This window comes from Hymenobacter nitidus, from assembly GCF_020447315.1.
Lineage (GTDB): Bacteria > Bacteroidota > Bacteroidia > Cytophagales > Hymenobacteraceae > Hymenobacter > Hymenobacter nitidus.
Genome location: NZ_JAJADQ010000001.1, coordinates 506805 through 524993, shown reverse-complemented (window position 1 = coordinate 524993; position 18189 = coordinate 506805). Strand labels below are relative to the sequence as shown.

General features: G+C 57.9%; 19 protein-coding genes. 8 read left to right on the top strand and 11 right to left on the bottom strand.

Features of this window, described 5'->3' with window-relative positions; translation table 11 throughout:
* Together LGH70_RS02280 and LGH70_RS02275 are read left to right on the top strand one after the other, a co-directional pair.
* Positions 1-750, top strand: a complete 750-nt coding sequence (locus LGH70_RS02280) for an energy transducer TonB (protein ID WP_226182268.1) — start codon at positions 1-3, stop codon at positions 748-750.
* 238 nt (positions 751-988) lie between these two features.
* Entirely contained in the window at positions 989-1618 is a 630-nt protein-coding gene (locus tag LGH70_RS02275) for a DUF4352 domain-containing protein (RefSeq protein WP_226182266.1), read from the top strand.
* Positions 1619-1889: 271 nt separating this feature from the next.
* Here LGH70_RS02275 and LGH70_RS02270 read toward each other — a convergent pair whose 3' ends face one another.
* From LGH70_RS02270 to mfd, 7 genes are all read right to left on the bottom strand, one after another.
* Positions 1890-2150: a hypothetical protein gene (locus LGH70_RS02270; protein ID WP_226182264.1), complete on the bottom strand. Its 261-nt coding sequence runs from the start codon at positions 2148-2150 to the stop codon at positions 1890-1892.
* Between the two features lie 586 nt (positions 2151-2736).
* Positions 2737-3033, bottom strand: coding sequence for a hypothetical protein (locus tag LGH70_RS02265; protein ID WP_226182262.1), 297 nt, complete (start codon positions 3031-3033; stop codon positions 2737-2739).
* Positions 3034-3042: 9 nt separating this feature from the next.
* Positions 3043-4047: a type VI secretion system tube protein TssD gene (gene tssD / locus LGH70_RS02260; protein WP_226182260.1), complete on the bottom strand. Its 1005-nt coding sequence runs from the start codon at positions 4045-4047 to the stop codon at positions 3043-3045.
* Between the two features lie 180 nt (positions 4048-4227).
* A complete protein-coding gene (locus LGH70_RS02255; protein WP_226182258.1) occupies positions 4228-4914 on the bottom strand; it encodes a hypothetical protein in 687 nt (228 codons plus the stop codon).
* A gap of 550 nt (positions 4915-5464) precedes the next feature.
* Positions 5465-6166: a hypothetical protein gene (locus tag LGH70_RS02250; RefSeq protein ID WP_226182256.1), complete on the bottom strand. Its 702-nt coding sequence runs from the start codon at positions 6164-6166 to the stop codon at positions 5465-5467.
* Entirely contained in the window at positions 6156-7247 is a 1092-nt protein-coding gene (locus tag LGH70_RS02245) for a ComEC/Rec2 family competence protein (protein WP_226182254.1), read from the bottom strand. Before LGH70_RS02245 ends, LGH70_RS02250 begins: the two co-directional genes overlap by 11 nt.
* A 209-nt stretch (positions 7248-7456) precedes the next feature.
* A complete protein-coding gene (gene mfd, locus LGH70_RS02240) occupies positions 7457-10981 on the bottom strand; it encodes a transcription-repair coupling factor (protein WP_226182252.1) in 3525 nt (1174 codons plus the stop codon).
* A gap of 220 nt (positions 10982-11201) precedes the next feature.
* Between mfd and LGH70_RS02235 the strand changes: the two genes are divergently transcribed.
* The 3 genes from LGH70_RS02235 (at position 11202) to LGH70_RS02225 (ending at position 13856) form a co-directional block, all read left to right on the top strand.
* Positions 11202-11393, top strand: a complete 192-nt coding sequence (locus LGH70_RS02235) for a hypothetical protein (RefSeq protein ID WP_226182250.1) — start codon at positions 11202-11204, stop codon at positions 11391-11393.
* Between the two features lie 51 nt (positions 11394-11444).
* Positions 11445-12188 (top strand): metal-dependent hydrolase, encoded by a 744-nt coding sequence (locus LGH70_RS02230; RefSeq protein ID WP_226182248.1) that lies wholly within the window; start codon positions 11445-11447, stop codon positions 12186-12188.
* 666 nt (positions 12189-12854) lie between these two features.
* Positions 12855-13856 (top strand): NYN domain-containing protein, encoded by a 1002-nt coding sequence (locus tag LGH70_RS02225; protein WP_226182246.1) that lies wholly within the window; start codon positions 12855-12857, stop codon positions 13854-13856.
* Positions 13857-13945: 89 nt separating this feature from the next.
* Here the strand turns inward: LGH70_RS02225 and LGH70_RS02220 are convergent, their stop codons facing one another.
* Positions 13946-14431, bottom strand: a complete 486-nt coding sequence (locus LGH70_RS02220; RefSeq protein ID WP_226182244.1) for a PaaI family thioesterase — start codon at positions 14429-14431, stop codon at positions 13946-13948.
* Positions 14432-14509: 78 nt separating this feature from the next.
* Here LGH70_RS02220 and LGH70_RS02215 point away from each other — a divergent pair, with 78 nt between their 5' ends.
* Positions 14510-14815, top strand: coding sequence for an Mpo1-like protein (locus LGH70_RS02215; RefSeq protein ID WP_226182242.1), 306 nt, complete (start codon positions 14510-14512; stop codon positions 14813-14815).
* An 87-nt stretch (positions 14816-14902) separates the two neighbouring features.
* Here the strand turns inward: LGH70_RS02215 and LGH70_RS02210 are convergent, their stop codons facing one another.
* Positions 14903-15340 carry a GNAT family N-acetyltransferase gene (locus LGH70_RS02210; RefSeq protein WP_226182240.1) on the bottom strand — a complete coding sequence of 146 codons (438 nt, stop codon included), beginning with the start codon at positions 15338-15340 and terminating at the stop codon, positions 14903-14905.
* Positions 15341-15507: 167 nt separating this feature from the next.
* On the opposite strand from LGH70_RS02210, the gene LGH70_RS02205 reads away from it, so the two are divergent.
* Positions 15508-16002: a YajQ family cyclic di-GMP-binding protein gene (locus LGH70_RS02205; protein WP_226182238.1), complete on the top strand. Its 495-nt coding sequence runs from the start codon at positions 15508-15510 to the stop codon at positions 16000-16002.
* Between the two features lie 126 nt (positions 16003-16128).
* Positions 16129-16896, top strand: a complete 768-nt coding sequence (locus LGH70_RS02200; protein ID WP_226182236.1) for a TerC family protein — start codon at positions 16129-16131, stop codon at positions 16894-16896.
* A 68-nt stretch (positions 16897-16964) separates the two neighbouring features.
* On the opposite strand, the gene LGH70_RS02195 is transcribed toward LGH70_RS02200, so the two are convergent.
* Positions 16965-17744: a J domain-containing protein gene (locus LGH70_RS02195; RefSeq protein WP_226182234.1), complete on the bottom strand. Its 780-nt coding sequence runs from the start codon at positions 17742-17744 to the stop codon at positions 16965-16967.
* 2 nt (positions 17745-17746) lie between these two features.
* Complete coding sequence (locus LGH70_RS02190; protein ID WP_226182232.1) at positions 17747-18178, bottom strand: hypothetical protein; 432 nt, start codon at positions 18176-18178, stop codon at positions 17747-17749.
* Between the last annotated feature and the right edge of the window lie 11 nt (positions 18179-18189).

Below are 18189 nucleotides of genomic sequence, written 5' to 3'. Positions count from 1 at the left end.
ATGCGGAACCCTTATTTCCTGCCGCTCGCGGCCCTCCTGACCCTCCTTCCTCTGCTCGGCTTCGGGCAGCAAACCCGGCCGGTAAACCGCAAATTGGCGAATGGCTGGAACCGGGAAGAGTACTCGGTGCTGGAGTCGGACCCCACCATTAAGCACGGGCCCTACCGGATGTACCAGGGCGGCTCCTCGGAGACTCTGGCGGTAGACGGCTACTATACCAACGGCCAGAAAGACAGCCTCTGGACGGTGTACAACCGCTGGTCGAGCAAGCCGGAGGTGCGGTCCAGAGGGCGCTACCGGCAGGGCCAGAAGGTAGGCGTGTGGGAATACTTCGGGGCTAAGCAGGAACTGGAGCAGCGCTACGACCACACCCAGCGCCAGCTGCTGCAGCACAAGGCCAATGAGAAGGCCAGGATTACCTTTAAGCCGGTAGGCACCACGGCCGCCCTGGACCAGGAAGCCGTGTATATCGGGGGCGCCACGGCCGTAATGGACTTTATCGGCAGCACCGTGAAGTACCCCATCGACGCCCTGCGCAACCAACAGTCCGGCACGGTGCGCATTGCCTTTATCATTGCCGCCGATGGCACGGTATCCGACTACCGGGTGGCCCACCCGGCCGCGGCCAGCATGACGGAGGAGTCCCTGCGCGTCATCAAGCTGCTGCCCGCCACCTGGGTTCCGGCGCAGGCGGCCGGGCAGCCGGTGGCCTCCGAGTGTGAAATAGGCGTGGTCTTCATGATGAAGTAAGAATATCTGGCCGTGCGGGCTAGCGGGGCCTGAGGATTGACCCCGAACTGGTCGGAGCGGCAGGCAGCTTTGGGGCTGGTTCGGCAGGGAAAAGGTGGCACACCACGGCCGTGCAAAATCATAGCTGGTGAATATAGATTTGAGGAAATATTAGCAGTATTGCAGCGCGATGCTCCTGCCCGGCAGGGGTCCGCGTGCTGCTTTCGACCTGTATTCTCCCACTTTCCCCCATCCTTCTATGCTGCGTACCTACCGCTCCATTGTACTGGCTGGCCTGCTGGCCTGTGCCGCCTGTGGCTCCTCAACTGAGGACACTGCTTCCGCCGAAAATGCTGCTGAGGAAAACACCGAGGAAGCCGCTGCCCCGGAGCAGGCGCCCGAAACGCCGGCCGCCACTGCCGCCACCCCGGCCGCTACCGACGACGAGCCCCACCTGACGGCTGGTCCGAAAAAAGACGTGTACAGCGTCGGCGACGTGGCAGCGCTGGACTCCCTGCTGATCAAGGTGAACAGTGTGACGACCGCCGCCGAAACCGATTTCAAGGAGAAGCCCAAGGCCGGCCATGAGTACGTGGTGGTCAACGTGACCTGGGAAAATGGCACCACCAAGCTCCGCGACTTCTCAACCCTGATGAACACGCTGATGCTGGATGCCCAGGGCAAAGAAATCAAGGTGAAAGCCGGGGCCAGCGCCGAAGGCGCCATGCAGCTGGACCGCAGCCGCGGCGCCGGCAAATCGGGCACCGGCCCCATCTTCTACGAAGTGCCGGCCAATGCCAAAGGCCTGAAATGGGTATTCCGTACCCTGGGCGGCTCGGCCCTGGACATGGCCGAGAAGGGCCGCGTCGTCTTCGACCTGGGCCGCTAATTGCTGCCTTGGCTAGGCTGTGCCGCCGGACCCGCGCGGCGCCACAGGTAACCAGTAGCGTATCGGTGCTCAATGGCATTGCTTCAACAAAGAGGCCCGCTCGTGCATGAGCGGGCCTCTTTGTTGAAGCGTTATGGACCGACTATATGATAGAGAAGCCTCTGCTCGGCAGCCGCTTCAACGGCTTGTTTCAGGTGAAACGTAGCGGAGGATACTGCAAGAGGCGGCCTACTAGTGAGCAGTTGTGAAAGGCTGCGGCCATCGTATCCCACTACAAGCGCAGCTTACCGTGCGGACCTAGAATGTGCAGCAGTTCTCCGGTATCATCCGCCAAAAACAGAAAGTAGTCGTGCTGGTCAAATGCACCGGGCTGGCTGACATAGGAGACACACCAGCAGGGAACCGGCGGGTTGGTAGCGGGGGCCTCGGTAAATTCGGCGGTGAGTCCTTCCCGAATGTCGTAGGAAAGGCCGTGCCGTCGGAGAATTTCCTTGGCAATGGTTAAGGCTTGCTGTTCGGTTAGGGGCGGCATAACGGCAGGATGCACCAATCCGTATGTTGGCGTTAGGTCTGCAGTTCTCGGCCGAGTTTAGTGCGAAGTTCCTGCAGTGCCGCGTGCAGCGCTGTATGCCACTCCCCCTTTTGGCCGGGGCGCTCTAGTAGCTGGTCCCCGAAAGCAAGCAGAATCTGATAAAAAACAACCCGAGGCATTATCTCGGTAGGAAATGATTGACAGTAGATGTCTACTGAATCAGCTGGAATTGGTGCCCGCTCCGTCAGATCAAATTCATCTAAGTCACCCGGAAACGTTACGCCCACCGCGTCTGAGCCACTCCCAACCTTCTGCACGGCGGCCTCAACTACGGCTGGGTACCGACCAGCGGGGAGACCCACAAAAAACAGGAAAAGGTGGCCTCGGCCGCAGAAATGCTTTCCACCCGGAGCCCCAGTACGCCCCACTCACCCGGTTTGACAGCCGTGATGCGCCATTGTAGCTGTGTCATTCCTCTGCAGATGTAAAAAAGAGCGGGGTGATTTTTGGCCTTGTTGACTATAGAAGCCGCGTATCGGATATCCGGCTTCCGACATGAGCACTGGGCCATTACCTGTTAGCCAGCCTATTCGATGTAGCCAGTAGAGTGGATGATGTACAAAAACTCTTTGGTTTCGTCATTGATATAGGCATAGTACTCCTTCTCCATCGGATCCAGCACTCGGCCCCGGATGGAAACGGCGGCCCCGCCCGATACAAAGGCAACCGTCCAGATGGGCAGGATGGCCCCGGTGCGGGTTTCGACCGGACCCTGAAATACCGGCCAGAAGCCTTTATCGGCGTTATACACCACGTTGCGGGCCTGCACGGCTGCTTGGGCTATAGCCAGCACTTCCTCCGGAGTTGTGTGTGGGGTAAGCATGATTCTTACTTAACTGGTTGTGGGCCATTGCCCGGTTTTAATGGAAGTGATGTAATCGGCAGCGTGTTTGATTTCCTGCGGTGAAAAGCGGGCCTGCTGCTGCATCAACTCCTGAAACACGAATTCCTCCCGCTCAAGGCGCGACTGCCCCGGCCAATAGCCTTCAAAGCCTAGCTGCTGAAATTGTTTGGCATGCATCATCTCATGGATCAGCTCGTAAGCCGTGGCACCTTTTTGCACGTAAATCAGTCCGGTACGCTGCCCGGTCGCCTGATCCAGCTCGGTGCGGAACATGGCGCGTACCGTGGGGCTGCCCGACACGGCTTGCATCTCTACGGGCGTAAGGACTTCGACCGTAGCCCCGTATTTCCGCTGCGCTTCGTGCGCCAGTTTCTCCAACTGAAGCTTGGTCAGCTTCGGGCTGTTCAAAAATCCTTGTTTCGTGCTTTGCGGACGCTCCGACCACGGCTTCTTTTCCTTCTTGAAGCGCATAAAGTCGGCCCCACCGGGCCCTACCGGTGGGGGCGGGGTGGGAAGCGCGGCCAGCGCCGCCGATGGTTCCTGCGGCTTGGAGAGGGCGCGGCGGCGAGTAGCTTCATCCGTAGCCCAGGGAATGGTGCTGTGGGCTTCCGAGAACTGCCCTTGTACTTCCGTGGCAGCCGCAGAAAGATAGACTTCTACCTCAAACGAGGCCTTGCCATCCTGCCCGCGGGCATCGAAGCGGCACTCGTAGTACACGCAAAAGGCGTCGTAGAAAACGACGGTTTTGGCCGTCTGGCCTTCGCCGTGGTAGAATACCAGCCGGCCGCTCTGGCGGCGGTGGGGGTCGAGCATCCACTCTTCCCACTGGCGCCAGCTGGCCGCTTCGCCCACGATGGTGAGCTGAATCAGGCCCAGGCGCACATCGGTGCTGGGGCGGCCTGCGTAGTCGGTGGCCTGATGGAAAGAATAGGTGCCCGTGGCAAAAGCAGCCCGCAAGCCACCCGTCTGAATTTCGGCGTAGAGGATCGGCACAGTCGGCAAGGATAGATAGCGCCGGCAAGATAGAGGCTTTCGGAAATATAGACGGCAGGGCTACAACCAGGCGCCCGTCCTCCCCGAGGGGAAGCCGGGCGCGGCCGTTACAGTAGGATAGAGCGGGTAGGATAGGGGCAACACGGGAGTAGCGCGAACTTTAGCTGCGCTGATGGCTCACTACACGGTGGGCTTGACGGGCTTCTCGGTGCGGGCGGCGGTATTGACCACCAGGCGGGCCGACTGGTAGGCGGTGTGGAACTTGGGCTCGGGGCGCTGGTAGCGAATCAGGAACTTGTCGATGCGGTTGCGGAGCAGGGCCGAGGCCTCGCGCAGGTCGGCGTTGATTTCCTGTTTCTGGGCTTTGCCGTCGGCCATGAGGGTGCGGGGCGTGGTTTGCTCCTGCTGGAAGGCCTGGATGGCGGCTTGCAAGTCGGTCAGCTCCTGGGGCGTGACGCCTTGCTCGGCCAGGGCCTTGGCGTGGTCGGTGGCGCGCTGGTGCAGGTTTTGGGTGATGCGCAGCAGGTCGGCGTCGGGCTGGCGGCGGAGCTGGCGCTCGGTGTAGTCGCTGTCGGTGTGCAGGCGGATGTCGTCGAGCTCATCGGCGAGGGCGAGCAGGGCGGCGGCCACGGCGGCGGCGCGCTCGGCCAGGGTCTGCTTGGTGGCCTGCTTGACGGCGCCGGGCTTCTGGGGCGTGGCGGCGCGCTGCTGGCGCTCGGCGGTGGGGTCGAGGTCGGCGACCAGGGCGGCCAGCTCCTGGCGGGCCTTGCCGAGGGCTTTGTTGGTAGCGTAGAGGTCGGCGTGCTCGTCGAGCACGCGCAGGGTGGTTTGCAGCATGGCAAGCTTGGCCCGTTGCGAATCGTTCATAGTGGGATAGGTTAGGGTAAATACTTGAGCTTAAGGTAGTCGGATTCGGGGTTGCTTGTATTCAAGCGGGTGAATATTTATGCGGCCCGGGCTGGCAGGAGCTTCACCGGCAGTGGCAGCAACCTCAGCGGCGGTGACAGGGACTTCGCCGGGGCTGACAGGGGCTTCACCAGCGGTGACACGAACCTCACCGACCGTGGCAAGAGCTTCCGCGCGGGTGACATGAACCTCAACGGGGGTGACATGAGGCTCAACGACCGTGGCAAGAGGTTGACGCGGGGTGGCAGGAGCTTCGGCGGGTGTGGCAAGAGGTTGGGGCGGGGTGGCAAGGGCGTTGTGACCGGGTGACATGCCGGTGTGACGGGGCGCGAGTAACTTGGACGCGGGTGGGAGTGGGAGAGCAAGGGCTTTGGGGTTCTGGCGGAACTTGTTGCTCGGGCCTTGCTTAACCCAAGGTTGCGCCTTCACGACGCGACGGCCTGACTTACAATCCCCATTTAGCTTGAGATTGTAGCTCATGCTAAATGGGGAAAGCCTTTTCAACTTTATGTTATTTCATGTATTCCGTATATAACCGCTCTGCATAATTATTTCCTAAGTAAACCATTACAAATTTGCTAGATAATAATAAAGATGAATATACAATTATAAGTAATATAGATAATACGGCAGCGAATTGCTGTGTCTCAACATACTTAAATATTATATAATCAACTATTGATGTGGCTAGTGCAATTACAGAGCCTCCAGCCAAATTTCTGGCTATCCCGTAATGAATATTATACTTCAATACGAAATTTTCTCCTCGAACCTTTTCCCTAATCAAGGCAACAGCTTCGCTGATCTTTCGTCTAGCTTCTAATCCATCAGTTTGTTCTTGGTCATTAGATGATAAGCTTAAAGAGAAATCAGTTTTGATTTTTTTTCTAATTTCCCTTTTATAAGTGGATGAAAGATGTTTTGTAGAATGAAGTAAAAAGTTCGTAGTTGGCATAAACAGATTGCCTTTAAAATACCAATTTTCAAATATGGCTTTACCTATAAACCTAGATTGTTCGATTGTAAAGTATAACAATAATAAGGGGAATGATATTATTGTTATTGATTTCAAAGCTGTTAGTAAAGTATTCCATTCACTAAACTCTTTCTCTAGATATAGATAGTGAAGTGTTAGAACAGGAATAAGGACGAAAAACGCAGGGTATACCCGCGCTTTTCTATCATATGCGTCCCACATGATTCTATTCTTCATAGGTTTCTTTGAAACTAGATGCTACTGCAGAACCCCATCCTGGTCTGTTGGGTGCTTTATGCCTATGGCACTTAACTGATCCTTGAGTAACAAACACGTTTGTACCTCTTCTTGTCAATGCGTTAATTACACGTTGAGAGGGGTGCTTGGGTGCGCCTTCTTTTGCGGCTGAGATAAATGCTGTTTTCGCTTTAATATTGTCCAGCGTATTGGAATCTACATTTCTCTTGCTTCCATGATGAGGAACCTGCATAAAGTTCAAGTCATCCAAGCGTATCCCTATTGAGAGAGCATAGTCATTTACCTCTTTAAGTGATGGTATTCCTGCGTCTCCAGTAATTAGCATCTTATGCCCATCTATCTGAAATAGCAATACTGAGCTAGAATTGTTTTCAGCACTATTAGGGCTCCCTTGCTCGCCTGGTAGGTTTTCGCTAGAAAAATCAAAAAGTTCTGTTACCGTTGTAAATGCCTTCTTAAGCGCAGTAAAAGTTCTGCCAAGTACCGATTCGTTAACAGCAGCATCTGGTGTACTTCTGAAATTAGGTATCAACCCTTGGTAATACTCTTTAGTTGGACCCAGTACTTTGATAACTCCCCCATCAAATTCTTCACCAGCAAAAGGTTCTGTTATATGAATATTTTGTTGAAGGGCAATTATTTCTACTTGTTCAGCAGCATCTAATCCTACTCTAATGTGTTTTTCCAGGCTATTATTGGTCAGCCTGCCATCGTGAAACAACCTCCTAATGTCAGCCGAGTGATTCCAAGGTTGGTGCATCCATAATTCTCTAACAGTTAAGCTTTCCAGTACTTCTGTTAATCCTGAACAATGGTCTGTATCAGGATGGGTCATAACAACAAGGTCTACCACATTTGTGTGATAGAACTTCTTAACATGTTCAATTAGGGCTTTCCCGCTTTCTTTCGTTCCTCCGTCTATAATGATAACCTTCTGGTTATCATGGTCATGTTCGCTGGTAGCTAACTGCCCGTAGCGGATGGCAATAGCATCAGCGGAACGGCTGCCATCTCCGACTGGAAGAAAATCTACTTCATATGAGAAGTTTTGTGTACTCATGTCCTTAGTAATAAGTGTGATTCGTATAGCAATACTATAAAAATTTTAGTTGTTAGTCAATTGGGAGATAAAATAATCATACAAAAGTTAAATTATGCTGCATGAAGCAACCCTATTTGCTAATAATATTGGCTGAATACTCGTCTGTCGGACGAATCATGCATAGCATGGCTATAATCTTATAGAGACTAGTATTATTCACTATACCTCTACACCCCCACCTTCTCCTCACTCCCCAACTCACTCAAAATCCGCTTGGCGGCCCCCACGCTTTTCACCTCTTCGATGCTGATGATGAGCTGTTCCTTGCGCTCCTTCATGGAGGCCGAGCGGGGGTGGGTCTGGATGTAGTTGAGGATGGTGCCGAACTGCTCGCCCTGGAAGAAAGCCTCGTTGTTGGTGGCCGGGATGTAGCCTTTCAGCAGGTTCTTCTTAAGCGTGAGCTTCTCGAAGCCAACGTTGCAGGCCTGCCAGCGCAGGCGCACGATGTCGGCCAGCTGCTCCACCTCGGCGGGCAGGGGGCCGAAGCGGTCCACGATGCCGGCCACCAGCTTGCGCAATTCCTCGGGGCCTTTCACCCGGTCGAGCTTGCTGTAGAGTTGCAGGCGCTCCGAGACGTTGCTCACGTACTGGTCGGGAATGAGGATTTGCAGGTCGGTTTCGATGTTGCACTCCTTGGGGCCGGTGCCTTTGGCGGCTTCCTGCAGGCGCTGATTCGGGTCGCCGAGGAACAGGTCGCGGAACTCGGTTTCCTTGAGCTCCTGCACGGCCTCGTCCAGAATCTGGTGGTAGGTCTCGAAGCCCAGGTCGTTGATAAAGCCCGACTGCTCGCCGCCCAGCAGGTTGCCCGCGCCCCGGATGTCGAGGTCGCGCATGGCTACCTTGAAGCCGTCGCCGAGGTCGGAGAATTCTTCCAGGGTGCTCAGGCGCTTGCGGGCATCGGAGGGCAGGCCGGCCACGGGCGGGGTGAGCAGGTAGCAGTACGCCTTTTTGTTGGAGCGGCCGACGCGGCCCCGCATCTGGTGCAGGTCCGAAAGGCCGTGCATGTGGGCGCGGTTGATGATGATGGTGTTGGCATTCGGGATGTCAAGGCCCGACTCAATCAGGTTGGTGCTTACCAGCACGTCGTACTCCCCGTCCACGAACTTCATCATGCGCTTTTCGAGCTGGTCGCCCTCCATCTGCCCATGAATGGTGGTGATGCGGGCGTCGGGCACGAGGCGCAGAATCATGTTGGCCAGCTCGTCGATGTCTTTCACGCGGTTGTGCACGAAGAACACCTGCCCCCCGCGCTTCAGCTCCCGGGCCACCGCGTCGCGAATCAGCAACTCGTCGAAGACGTGCAGCTCGGTTTGCACCGGCTGGCGGTTCGGTGGGGGCGTGGCAATAACGGATAGGTCGCGGGCGCCCATCAGGGAGAAGTGCAGGGTGCGCGGGATGGGCGTGGCCGAGAGAGTCAGCGTGTCCACGTTCACCTTCAGCTCCTTGAGCTTGTCCTTGGTCTTGACCCCGAACTTCTGCTCTTCGTCGATGATGAGCAGGCCCAGGTCCTTGAACTTGATGTCCTTGTTGGTGAGGCGGTGGGTACCGATGAGGATGTCGGTTTTGCCCTCGGCCACGCGGGCCAGCGTCTCCTTGATTTGCTTGGTGGTCTTGAAGCGGTTCACGTACTCCACCGTCACGGGCAGGTTGGCGAGCCGCTCGCGGAAGGTTTTGTAGTGCTGCATGGCCAGGATGGTGGTGGGCACCAGCACGGCCGCCTGCTTGCCATCGGCCACCGACTTAAACGCGGCCCGGATGGCTACCTCGGTTTTGCCGAAGCCCACGTCGCCGCACACGAGGCGGTCCATGGGGTGGGGCTGCTCCATGTCGTGCTTCACGTCCTCGGTAGCCTTGGCCTGGTCGGGCGTGTCCTCGTAGATAAAGCTTGATTCCAGCTCGGCCTGCATGAAGGAGTCGCGGGCAAAGGCGTGGCCGGGCGCGGTTTTGCGCTTGGCATACAGTCGGATCAGCTCGGCGGCAATGTCCTTGACCTTTTTCTTAACCGATTTCTTCTTGTTTTCCCACTCCGGCGAGCCCAGCTTGCTCATGGTGGGTGGCGTGCCCTCGGCCCCGGAGTACTTGGCAATCTTGTGCAGGGCGTGGATGCTGACGGTCAGCACGTCGTCGTCGCGGTACACGAGGCGGATGGCCTCCTGCAGCCGGTCGTTGATTTCCACCTGGGTCAGGCCGGCAAAGCGGGCAATGCCGTAGTCCTGGTGCACCACGTAGTCGCCGGGCACCAGGGTGCGCAGCTCCTTCAGGGTCAGGGCCTTTTTCTTGGAAAACTTGCGGCCTTCCTGGGCCCGGTAAAAGCGCTCAAACAGCTGGTGGTCGGTATACACCACCAGCTTGAGCACGTCGTCGATGTAGCCTTCCCGCAAACCCAGCAGCAGGTGCTGAAACTGCACGTTGTTGTCCAGCTCGTCGAAGATGGTGCGCAGCCGGTCGGCCTGCCGCACGGACTCGGCCCCGATGATGTTGGTGTAGCCTTTTTCCTGGTTGTCGTGCAGGTTCTTCACCAAACGGCTGAAGTCCTTGTTGAAGCTGGGCTGGGGCTTGGCCGAAAACTGGAAATCTTCGCCGCCCTTGAAGTGGAAGCGTTTGCCGAACTCCACGATGGGGAAGTTTTCGAGCAGCTTCTTGAAGCTCTTGCCGGTTTCAAACAGGTCTTCGGGCTTGCTCACAATCTGCACGCCGCCGGCCGAGGCCAGCATTTCCTTGAAGCCCGCCTCGGCCCGGTCGAAGCTTTCCTCCACCACGTCCAGGGTCTGGCGCATGTCCTTGGCCCAGATGGCGGTGTTCCTGGGAATGAAGTCCAGAAAAGCCTCCCGGGTTTCCTGGAGCAGCTTGGTTTGCACGTTGGGAATGATGCTTACCTGCTGCCGCTTCTCCACCGACAGTTGGCTTTCCGGGTCGAAGGTGCGGATGGTTTCTACCTCGTCGCCGAACAATTCGATGCGGTAGGGTAGCTCGTTGGCGTAGCTGAAAATGTCCACAATACCGCCGCGCACGGCAAACTGGCCCGCCTCGTACACGAAGTCGCTCCGCTCAAAGTCGTATTCGGCCAGCATGTCGCTGATGAAGTTCACGTCGAGTTTGTCGCCCACCTTCACAATAAAGGTGTTGGCCACCAGGCTTTTCTTGTTGATAACCTTCTCAAACAGCGCCTCCGGATACGTCACAATCAGCGCCCCGGCCGTGTCCTTCACACTGATTTTCTTGCCTTTCTTACTTTTCTCGGCGCCTTCCGGCAGAGCGTCGTCGGCATCCTCGGCCTTCTGCTCGGCAGCCGTTTTTGGTCCGCGGTGGCTGTTCAGCTTATTCAGCACCTCGGCCCGCATCAGCACGTTGGCGTTTTCTGTCTCGTCGAAGGCGTAGGGGCGCTTGTAGGAGCTCGGGAACAGCAGGGGCTCCTCGTCGGGCACCAGGTGCTGCAAATCGGCCAGGAAGTAGGCGGCCTCTTCCCGGTCGTGCAGGATAAAGAGGTGGTGCTGGTCGGGAAACTCCTGGTGCAGGGCGGCGGCCAGCACCGCGTCCTGGGAGCCCACGAGGCCGCGCAGGTGCAGGTGCACGGGCGCCTCGGCGGCTTTTTCGGCGCGCAGGGAGTGGCGCGTGGCCGGGTTCAGGCGGGCGCCCACGGTCAGCACGGTGGGGTCGAGGGAGTAGAGCTGGAGGAAATCGGAAACCTTCAAAACGACAAGCGGCTAGGAGGGAGGCAAAAGGGAGAAGCCCGGCCGAAGACAAATCCGGTCGGGCAATACTGGGGCAACGTGGTAAGCAATACCGCCGGCAAGGTCCGAAAGTTTCCGCGAAGGCCGAATGAAAAAAGGTTGCGGTTGAGTTTGATAAAAAATGATAATTTGGTCTTCTCTTTGCTCCGCCCCGACCTGTAGTACCCCAAATTCCCCTTGTATGGACCCGACCCGTAACCCCGCCGAGGACGCTGACTTTGATTTCGATGCCTGGGTACGCTGGCAGAATCTGAAGCAGGCTTGGACCAGCGTGCAGGATGCCCGGCAGCGGGCGGCCCGGCCCCGGCCGGCCGTAGCCCCCGAGCCTGCCTTCGAGCCGGAAATTGTATATCTGCTGCCCGTGCCCAACTAGGCGAGCTGGCGCGTACCTTCGTGCTTTAGCTACTCTCCCCAATTTGCTCTAGTGCGCGGCTCTTCTCACCTGGCCATCGGCCTGATTACCGGCGTGGCCGTGGGCGGCCTCGTGGCCGGCGTGCCCTTTTCGCCGGCTGGTATTGCCCTGGCCGGTTTCTCGGCCCTGGCGCCCGACCTCGACCACCCCAGCTCCCGCCTGAGCAAGCGGCTGAGCTTTTCCCAGAACTACGTGCGCTTCGCCTTCGCCCTCATTGCCCTGGGCATGGCTGGCTACACCCACTATATGCTGCCCGTCGGTTCCTCCGACCGGCGGATGGGCTTCACCGCGGCCCTGGCCTTTGGCCTGATTGGGGTGGCCATGCAGGGCGGCTCGGCCCGCAAGCTGGCCCTCATGTTCACGGGCGTCTGCACCGGGCTGGCCGGGCTCTATCTGGGGTATCTGTGGCTGAGTCTGCTCGGCACCTTCGTGGCCCTAGCGCCCTACACCTCCCACCGCACCTGGACGCACACGCTCTGGGCCACCGCCCTGTGGACCTACATCGGCTACCTGGCCAATAATACCCTGGGCTGGCACGGCGTGGCGCACTTTGCCGGGGCTGGCTACGCCTCCCACCTCGTGGCCGACTCCCTCACCAAGGCCGGCGTGAAGTGGTTTATGCCCCTGTCGGACTACGCCTTCAAGCTGCCCCTGATCCGGACGGGTACTACTTCGGGTAATTTGCTGGAAGTCGGAATTTGCGTGGGCTATGCCGCTGTGGTCCTGCTGCTTATTGTGGGTCGGATGCAGTTTTAAGGTCCGTGCCCGGTCCGAAACACCTTATCTTACTGTTGCGCTTGGCGGGCGAAGAGAACTGATGGTTACAGCCGTCGTTCAACTAGGAAAAAATGGGAATCTCACTCCTGAAAATGAAGGTTTATGAAAATGAAAACCAGATTAAAAAGTGGGTAGCAGCCACTGATTAAAAGGGCCTATTGAGGTTCGATATTGTATTATATTTATGTAAGAGCGGGTATATAGAGAGAATGATAAGCGAATGTCGGCCGCTATTGCCAAGGCAATTTTAATGTCATTAACGAATCAAGGTTGTATATGATGCAAGCTTACAGGTAGAAAAGTTGCACTGCTATGATTAAGATATTAGCTTCGCACCTGTCAGGGTGACTTTTCTGAAATTGCACTACGTTGGCAGTACCGCAGAATGCATTTTTGCGAATATTGTTTTAACTTACATAACTTCAGGGAGGGAAGACTGGGTTGAATATAGGACTTTATACATGCCACACTGTTCGTTGCCTTTGCTGTCACATATTCATGTGGTAAGCTCAAGGTCGTGGTAAAGCAAGGACTAACCTACGAACTCAGATCTGTATCTTTGATCATAGTTACCTTCGCGCTTTCGACCCGATTTCTCATTCTCTCTGCCCTGATTGCACACCTCTCGCATTAAAGCTTTTTTGTATGAACCAGATGAATAGCCCACTGATAAGGATAGGCGTCTTTTACGACGGTAATTATTTCCTGAAAATCAGTGATTACTACTACTTCCAGCACGAACGCAAGGCCCGCATCAGCTTAGAAGGCCTGCACGAGTATATCCGGCACCAAGTAGCCGAGGAAGAAGATGTGGACGTTCGTTTGAGCCAGATTACGGATGCTCACTTTTTCCGCGGCCGTCTCTCGGCTACCGAAGCGCGCGACAAAGACCGGCTGTTCCACGACCGGCTGCTGGATGATATTCTGATGAACCTGGGTATTGCCACCCACTACATGCCCCTGAAAACGCGCGACGGCCGCCTGCAGGAAAAAGGCATCGACGTGTGGCTGGCCCTGGAAGCCCTTGAGCTGGCCCTGCACAAAAGCTTCGACGTGATTGTGCTCATCGCCGGCGACTCGGACTACGTGCCCCTGATCAAGAAGCTCAACACCATCGGCACCCGCGTGATGCTGCTGAACTGGGACTTCAAGTACGTCGACTTCAAAGGCGAAAACCGCGTAACCCGCGCCTCCCAGCAGCTGCTGGAGCACGTAACCTACCCGGTTGCCATGCACGACGTTATCGACAGCGGCCTGTCGAGCGCCGATGAGCTGATCGAAAGCCTGTTCGTGAATCAGCCCGAGCCGGTGGCTTTCCCCTCGGTGAAGCCCGTGCGCCCCACGGGCCCCACGGCCGCTGGTCCGGTAGGCACGGTGGGCATTAGCACCATCAAAAACCTCAAGAACGGTTTTGGCTTTGTGGTCATGCCTCCCAACAACCTGTTCTTCAGCTACGCCGACATGGCCGAAGGTGACTTCAACGACCTGCGCGAAGGCGACTGGGTGGAGTTCACCGTGGGCCGCAACCACCGCGACGAAGACTGTGCCCGCAACGTGCGCAAAGTGCAGCCCCCGCAGGAAGGTGAAGGCGACGGCGACGAGTACGAAGAGCACGAGCACGAATCTGCCTCTTCCGACCTGCTCTAAGCCTCGCTTAGCCCACGCCAATACGTGAAAAAGCCGGACCCTCCCAGTTGCTGGGAGCGTCCGGCTTTCTTGTTGTTGGAGCCCTGGAATTAGATATCGGCCGGGGCGCTGTCGGCGTCCGGGAACAGCAGGCGGTGAAAGTCGCGCTTGTCGGCCGGGTAGCGGTTGAACGTGCCCATGCCGCGGGCCACCACCACTTCCCGGCTGGCGCAGCTAATTTCGGCGCTGCTCACCACCAGCGTCTTGCCCGAATGGTCGACGCGGGCCCTGGCCACCAGGTAGTCGTTCAGGCGTACGGGGTGCAGGTAGTTGATTTTGAACTCGACCGTGGACACCAACTCCCCGCTTTGAAACGAGAAGGTGAGGGCGGCCGCGCCCAGGGCCGAATCCATGAGGCCGGCGATGACGCCGCCGTGGCAGGTGCCCGGCGACGACAGGTGCTCGGGGCGCACCGTCATGCTGTACTCCACCTGGCCGGGGCTGACCATCGTGAGCTGCATGCCATTGGTGCGGCCGTAGTGGTTGATCTGGTTGTAAATGCCCACCAGCGTGGCGGCGTCGAAGGATTGCTCCATAGGAAAGGAAAGGGTAGGCCAGTTAGCCCTGGATAGTAACCGAAAAGTTAGGTTTCTTTACGCTATAACCCCAAAACCATGTCGGCCGCACCCCTGACTTTTGCCGAGTTCTATCCGCGCTACCTGCGCGAGCACAGCAAGCGTGGCACACGGGTACTGCATTTCATTGGCACGACGCTGTTTCTGGCGGCCGCCGTGCTGGCTTTGGTGTGGCAGCGCTTCAGCCTGCTGCCGCTGGGCATTGTGGCCGCCTACGGCTTTGCCTGGGTCGGGCACTTCTTTGTGGAGCGCAACCGGCCGGCTACGTTTCAGCACCCGTTCTACTCGCTGCTCGGCGACTTTCGGCTGTACTTCGACCTGCTGCGCGGCCGGGAGAAATTCTAGCCCTCGGTTTGGCTGCGCCGAACTTTGTTTCCGGCGGTACTCTTGGAGTAGTCGGATTTCGTGGCCGTTTCCCAGTGGCTTTTCGCACTACAGGTCTTTGCGCATCAGAAAGTGCGGAATGCTGCCAAACAGCGTGTGCGACGGAGCCACGATGTGGTAGCCCTGGCGCTCATAAAAGGGCACTGCCGACTGGCGGGCGTGCAGCACGCACTCGGTCAGGCCCTGGCGGCGGGCGGCGGCTTCGAGGTAGTCTAGCAGCTGCCGCCCGATGCCCTGGCCCTGGTAAGCATCATCGACGGCCATGTAGCGCACCTGGGCCTGGCGCGGGCCGCTGGGGTGCAAACGCGCGACGCCGGCTACCCGGCCATCGGCGGCCGTATACAGGGCGTGAATGGTGGTGGGGGCCTCGTCGTCGTCGGCCCGCTCCGAACCCTGGGGCTGGTCCCAGGGCTGGCGCAGCACTCGGTAGCGCAGCTGGTAGTAGGCGGCAAAGTCGGCGGCGGAATGGGGCGGGCGTACGGGCATAAAGCAGGACTAAGGGCGCGGGTTAGGCAAGGACTGCCGAAAATCTGCGTGGGTTGCGGCGGGCATTTGATACTTTTGCCCACCAACACCGTACGCAAACATCTGACTTTTGCCGTTTCGCGCAGTGCCAGCGTTGCGCGGTTACCTTTTCACCCAACAGCACGACCATGCCTTCTTTCGACATTGTAAGCAAAGTAGATCCTCAAACCCTGGAAAACGCAGTAAATACGGCCATCAAGGAACTGCAGACCCGCTACGACCTGCGCGACACGAAAGGCGGTATCGAGCTGGATAAGAAGGCCAATACCATTCTGCTGAGCTCCGAAAACTCGATGCGGGTGAAGGCCCTGGAGGATATTCTGCTGGGCCGGGTGGTGAAGCAGGGACTGGACGGCACCTGCCTCGATTTCTCGGCCGACGAGCAGCCCTCGGGCAACCTGGTGAAGAAAACCATCAAGGTGCGCGCCGGTATCGACAAGGAGGCGAGCCGCAAGATCATGAAGATCATCAAGGACAGCAAAATCAAGGTGGACGCCCAAACCCAGGACGAGCAGATCCGGGTGTCGAGCAAGAAAATTGACGAGCTGCAGCAGGTTATTGCGCTGTTGCGGCAGAAATCGGCTGAAGTAGGCCAGCCCCTACAGTTCGTGAATATGAAATAGGGGTTCTAATGTGCTTAGGCGCTAACGGGAGTAAGGTGCTACTCTGTTGTCCCGCACCTTACTCCCGTTAGCGCCTAAGCACCTTCCCGTAGTAGCGTCACATCTTCCACCTTCGCCCTTACTCTTGTGTTTGACTTTTCCGTTTTTTCCAGCGCCGAAACGTGGGTCAGCCTGCTGACCCTCACGTTTATGGAAATCGTGCTGGGCATCGACAACATTATCTTCATTTCCATTGTCGTCAGCCGGCTGGCCCCGGCCCAGCAGAAGCAGGGTCGCACCATTGGTCTGGTGCTGGCGCTGCTCATCCGCATCGCGCTGCTGATGAGTATTTCCTGGATTGTCGGCCTCAAAGCACCGCTCTTCACCCTGGATATTCCCTGGGCTGACCACGACTTCGGCGTAACCGGGCGCGACATTATCCTGCTCATCGGCGGCCTGTTCCTGATTGGCAAAAGCACCACCGAAATTCACACCAAGCTGCAGGGCGAGGAGGAGCACGAGGGCAGCACGCCCACTTACACTTCCATGGGCCGCATCATCTTCCAGATCGTGCTGATTGACATCGTGTTCAGCTTCGACTCTATTCTGACGGCCGTGGGCCTGGTTGATAATGTGCTGATTATGATTCTGGCCGTTATCCTGTCGATGGGCGTGATGATAGTCTTCTCGGGCGTGGTGGGCGAGTTTGTGAACCGCAACCCCACCATCAAAATGCTGGCCCTGTCCTTCCTGATTATGATTGGGGTGATGCTGGTGATGGAGGCCTTCCACAAGGAAATTGAGAAGGGCTACATCTACTTCGCCATGTTCTTTTCCCTGCTGGTGGAGCTACTCAACATGCGTTTGCGCAAGAAAGCCAAGCCCGTGCAGCTGCGCGAGTCGCAGTACGACTAAACACTTCTGGCTACGTACACAAAAAGCCCGCGTTACTAAGTAGCGCGGGCTTTTTGCTGCTTTCTGCTCTAGGAATGCCGCAGTAGAATCAACACTAAGCTGGCCACGGCCGTGGCAATGATGATGGCATTGACGCGGGCTACGTCGCCGAGCAGGCGGCCCTGGGTAAGCCCGGCGGCCAGCAGCAGCAGCCCCGTGAAAAAGAACAGCGTCTGGTGCCGGAACAGCACGGGCAGCGGCCGGCCCTCGGGCAGCAGGCGGGCCGCCCGGATAAAGCGGAACAGCAGGGACACGCGCAGCTGCAGGCGGCTGTCGGGCTGCCGCGCTACTGCCGCCGTGGGGTCGTCCCAGGTGCGGAAGCGGCCCTTGGTGGTTCGTACCTCATACAGGTCGTGCTGGGGTACATACAGGGGCGTAGTCGTAAAATCGGCCGTAGTCGTGTAGCTCACCCCGAAATAGTCTACGATGACCAGCAAGGCCAAGGCCAGCAGTACCTTACCCCAGAGCCGGCTCGACGCCTGATACTTACCAAAGTCGATGGGCGGGGTGGCGCGCCGCCGGAATGGGTTCGGGGCGGTGGGCCGACGAGGAGCAGCAGCAGGTGGTGGCGGCTGGCTGGCGGGGCGGGGCGGGTTGCGGTGGGCCCAGAGCAGCGCGTCGTAGCCCTGGCGCCGGGCCGGGCTGCTCAGTACGTCGTAGGCTTCGTTGATGAGCAGAAACTGCTGGTGCGCCGCCGGGTCAGTGGTGCGGTCGGGGTGGGTGAGGAGCACCAGCTTGCGGTAGGCGCGCCGGATGTCGTCGGCGGTAGCCTGCTCACTCACGCCCAGCGTGTGGTAATGGTTACGCATGATCAGGCCGGCCCGGCCGTTACAATCATAGCCAGGGCAGCTAGCTGGCTTTGCACGCGCTGGGTGGTCAGCTCCAGAATCCGGCGGTTCACCTCCGACCGGTTCTGCCGGTAAAACGCCAGCTCCGGCCCCGTAAAGAGCCCCATGACGCAGCCAATGATGGTGTAGCGCAGCTTCACGTTGCGGGCCAGCAGCTCGGCTAGCTGGCGTTGCTGCTCGGTGGTGCTGCGGCCGGCAAATGCAATATGATGTTCGCGCACGAAATCAGCTATTACTGTCAGCAGCAGCTCGTTCTGGAGCTTCAGTACGGGACGCAGGGTGCGGTGCAGAAAGTCGCCGGTATTCGACTCGGGCTCGGTAGGCAAGGCCATGGGCAGCACGGGGCGCAGGGCGAGCAGCGCGGCATCGGTAGGAGTAGGAAAGTCGGGAGCCATACGGGAGCGGT

Coding starts and splice junctions, on each gene's coding strand:
- LGH70_RS02210 (WP_226182240.1), bottom strand. CDS start 15,340: ATGCCCGTACGCCCGCCCCATTCCGCCGCCGACTTTGCCGCCTACTAC.
- LGH70_RS02265 (WP_226182262.1), bottom strand. CDS start 3,033: ATGCTTACCCCACACACAACTCCGGAGGAAGTGCTGGCTATAGCCCAA.
- LGH70_RS02215 (WP_226182242.1), top strand. CDS start 14,510: ATGTCGGCCGCACCCCTGACTTTTGCCGAGTTCTATCCGCGCTACCTG.
- LGH70_RS02205 (WP_226182238.1), top strand. CDS start 15,508: ATGCCTTCTTTCGACATTGTAAGCAAAGTAGATCCTCAAACCCTGGAA.
- LGH70_RS02225 (WP_226182246.1), top strand. CDS start 12,855: ATGAACCAGATGAATAGCCCACTGATAAGGATAGGCGTCTTTTACGAC.
- LGH70_RS02275 (WP_226182266.1), top strand. CDS start 989: ATGCTGCGTACCTACCGCTCCATTGTACTGGCTGGCCTGCTGGCCTGT.
- LGH70_RS02190 (WP_226182232.1), bottom strand. CDS start 18,178: ATGGCTCCCGACTTTCCTACTCCTACCGATGCCGCGCTGCTCGCCCTG.
- LGH70_RS02270 (WP_226182264.1), bottom strand. CDS start 2,150: ATGCCGCCCCTAACCGAACAGCAAGCCTTAACCATTGCCAAGGAAATT.
- LGH70_RS02250 (WP_226182256.1), bottom strand. CDS start 6,166: ATGAAGAATAGAATCATGTGGGACGCATATGATAGAAAAGCGCGGGTA.
- LGH70_RS02255 (WP_226182258.1), bottom strand. CDS start 4,914: ATGAACGATTCGCAACGGGCCAAGCTTGCCATGCTGCAAACCACCCTG.
- LGH70_RS02245 (WP_226182254.1), bottom strand. CDS start 7,247: ATGAGTACACAAAACTTCTCATATGAAGTAGATTTTCTTCCAGTCGGA.
- LGH70_RS02235 (WP_226182250.1), top strand. CDS start 11,202: ATGGACCCGACCCGTAACCCCGCCGAGGACGCTGACTTTGATTTCGAT.
- LGH70_RS02280 (WP_226182268.1), top strand. CDS start 1: ATGCGGAACCCTTATTTCCTGCCGCTCGCGGCCCTCCTGACCCTCCTT.
- LGH70_RS02220 (WP_226182244.1), bottom strand. CDS start 14,431: ATGGAGCAATCCTTCGACGCCGCCACGCTGGTGGGCATTTACAACCAG.
- LGH70_RS02195 (WP_226182234.1), bottom strand. CDS start 17,744: ATGCGTAACCATTACCACACGCTGGGCGTGAGTGAGCAGGCTACCGCC.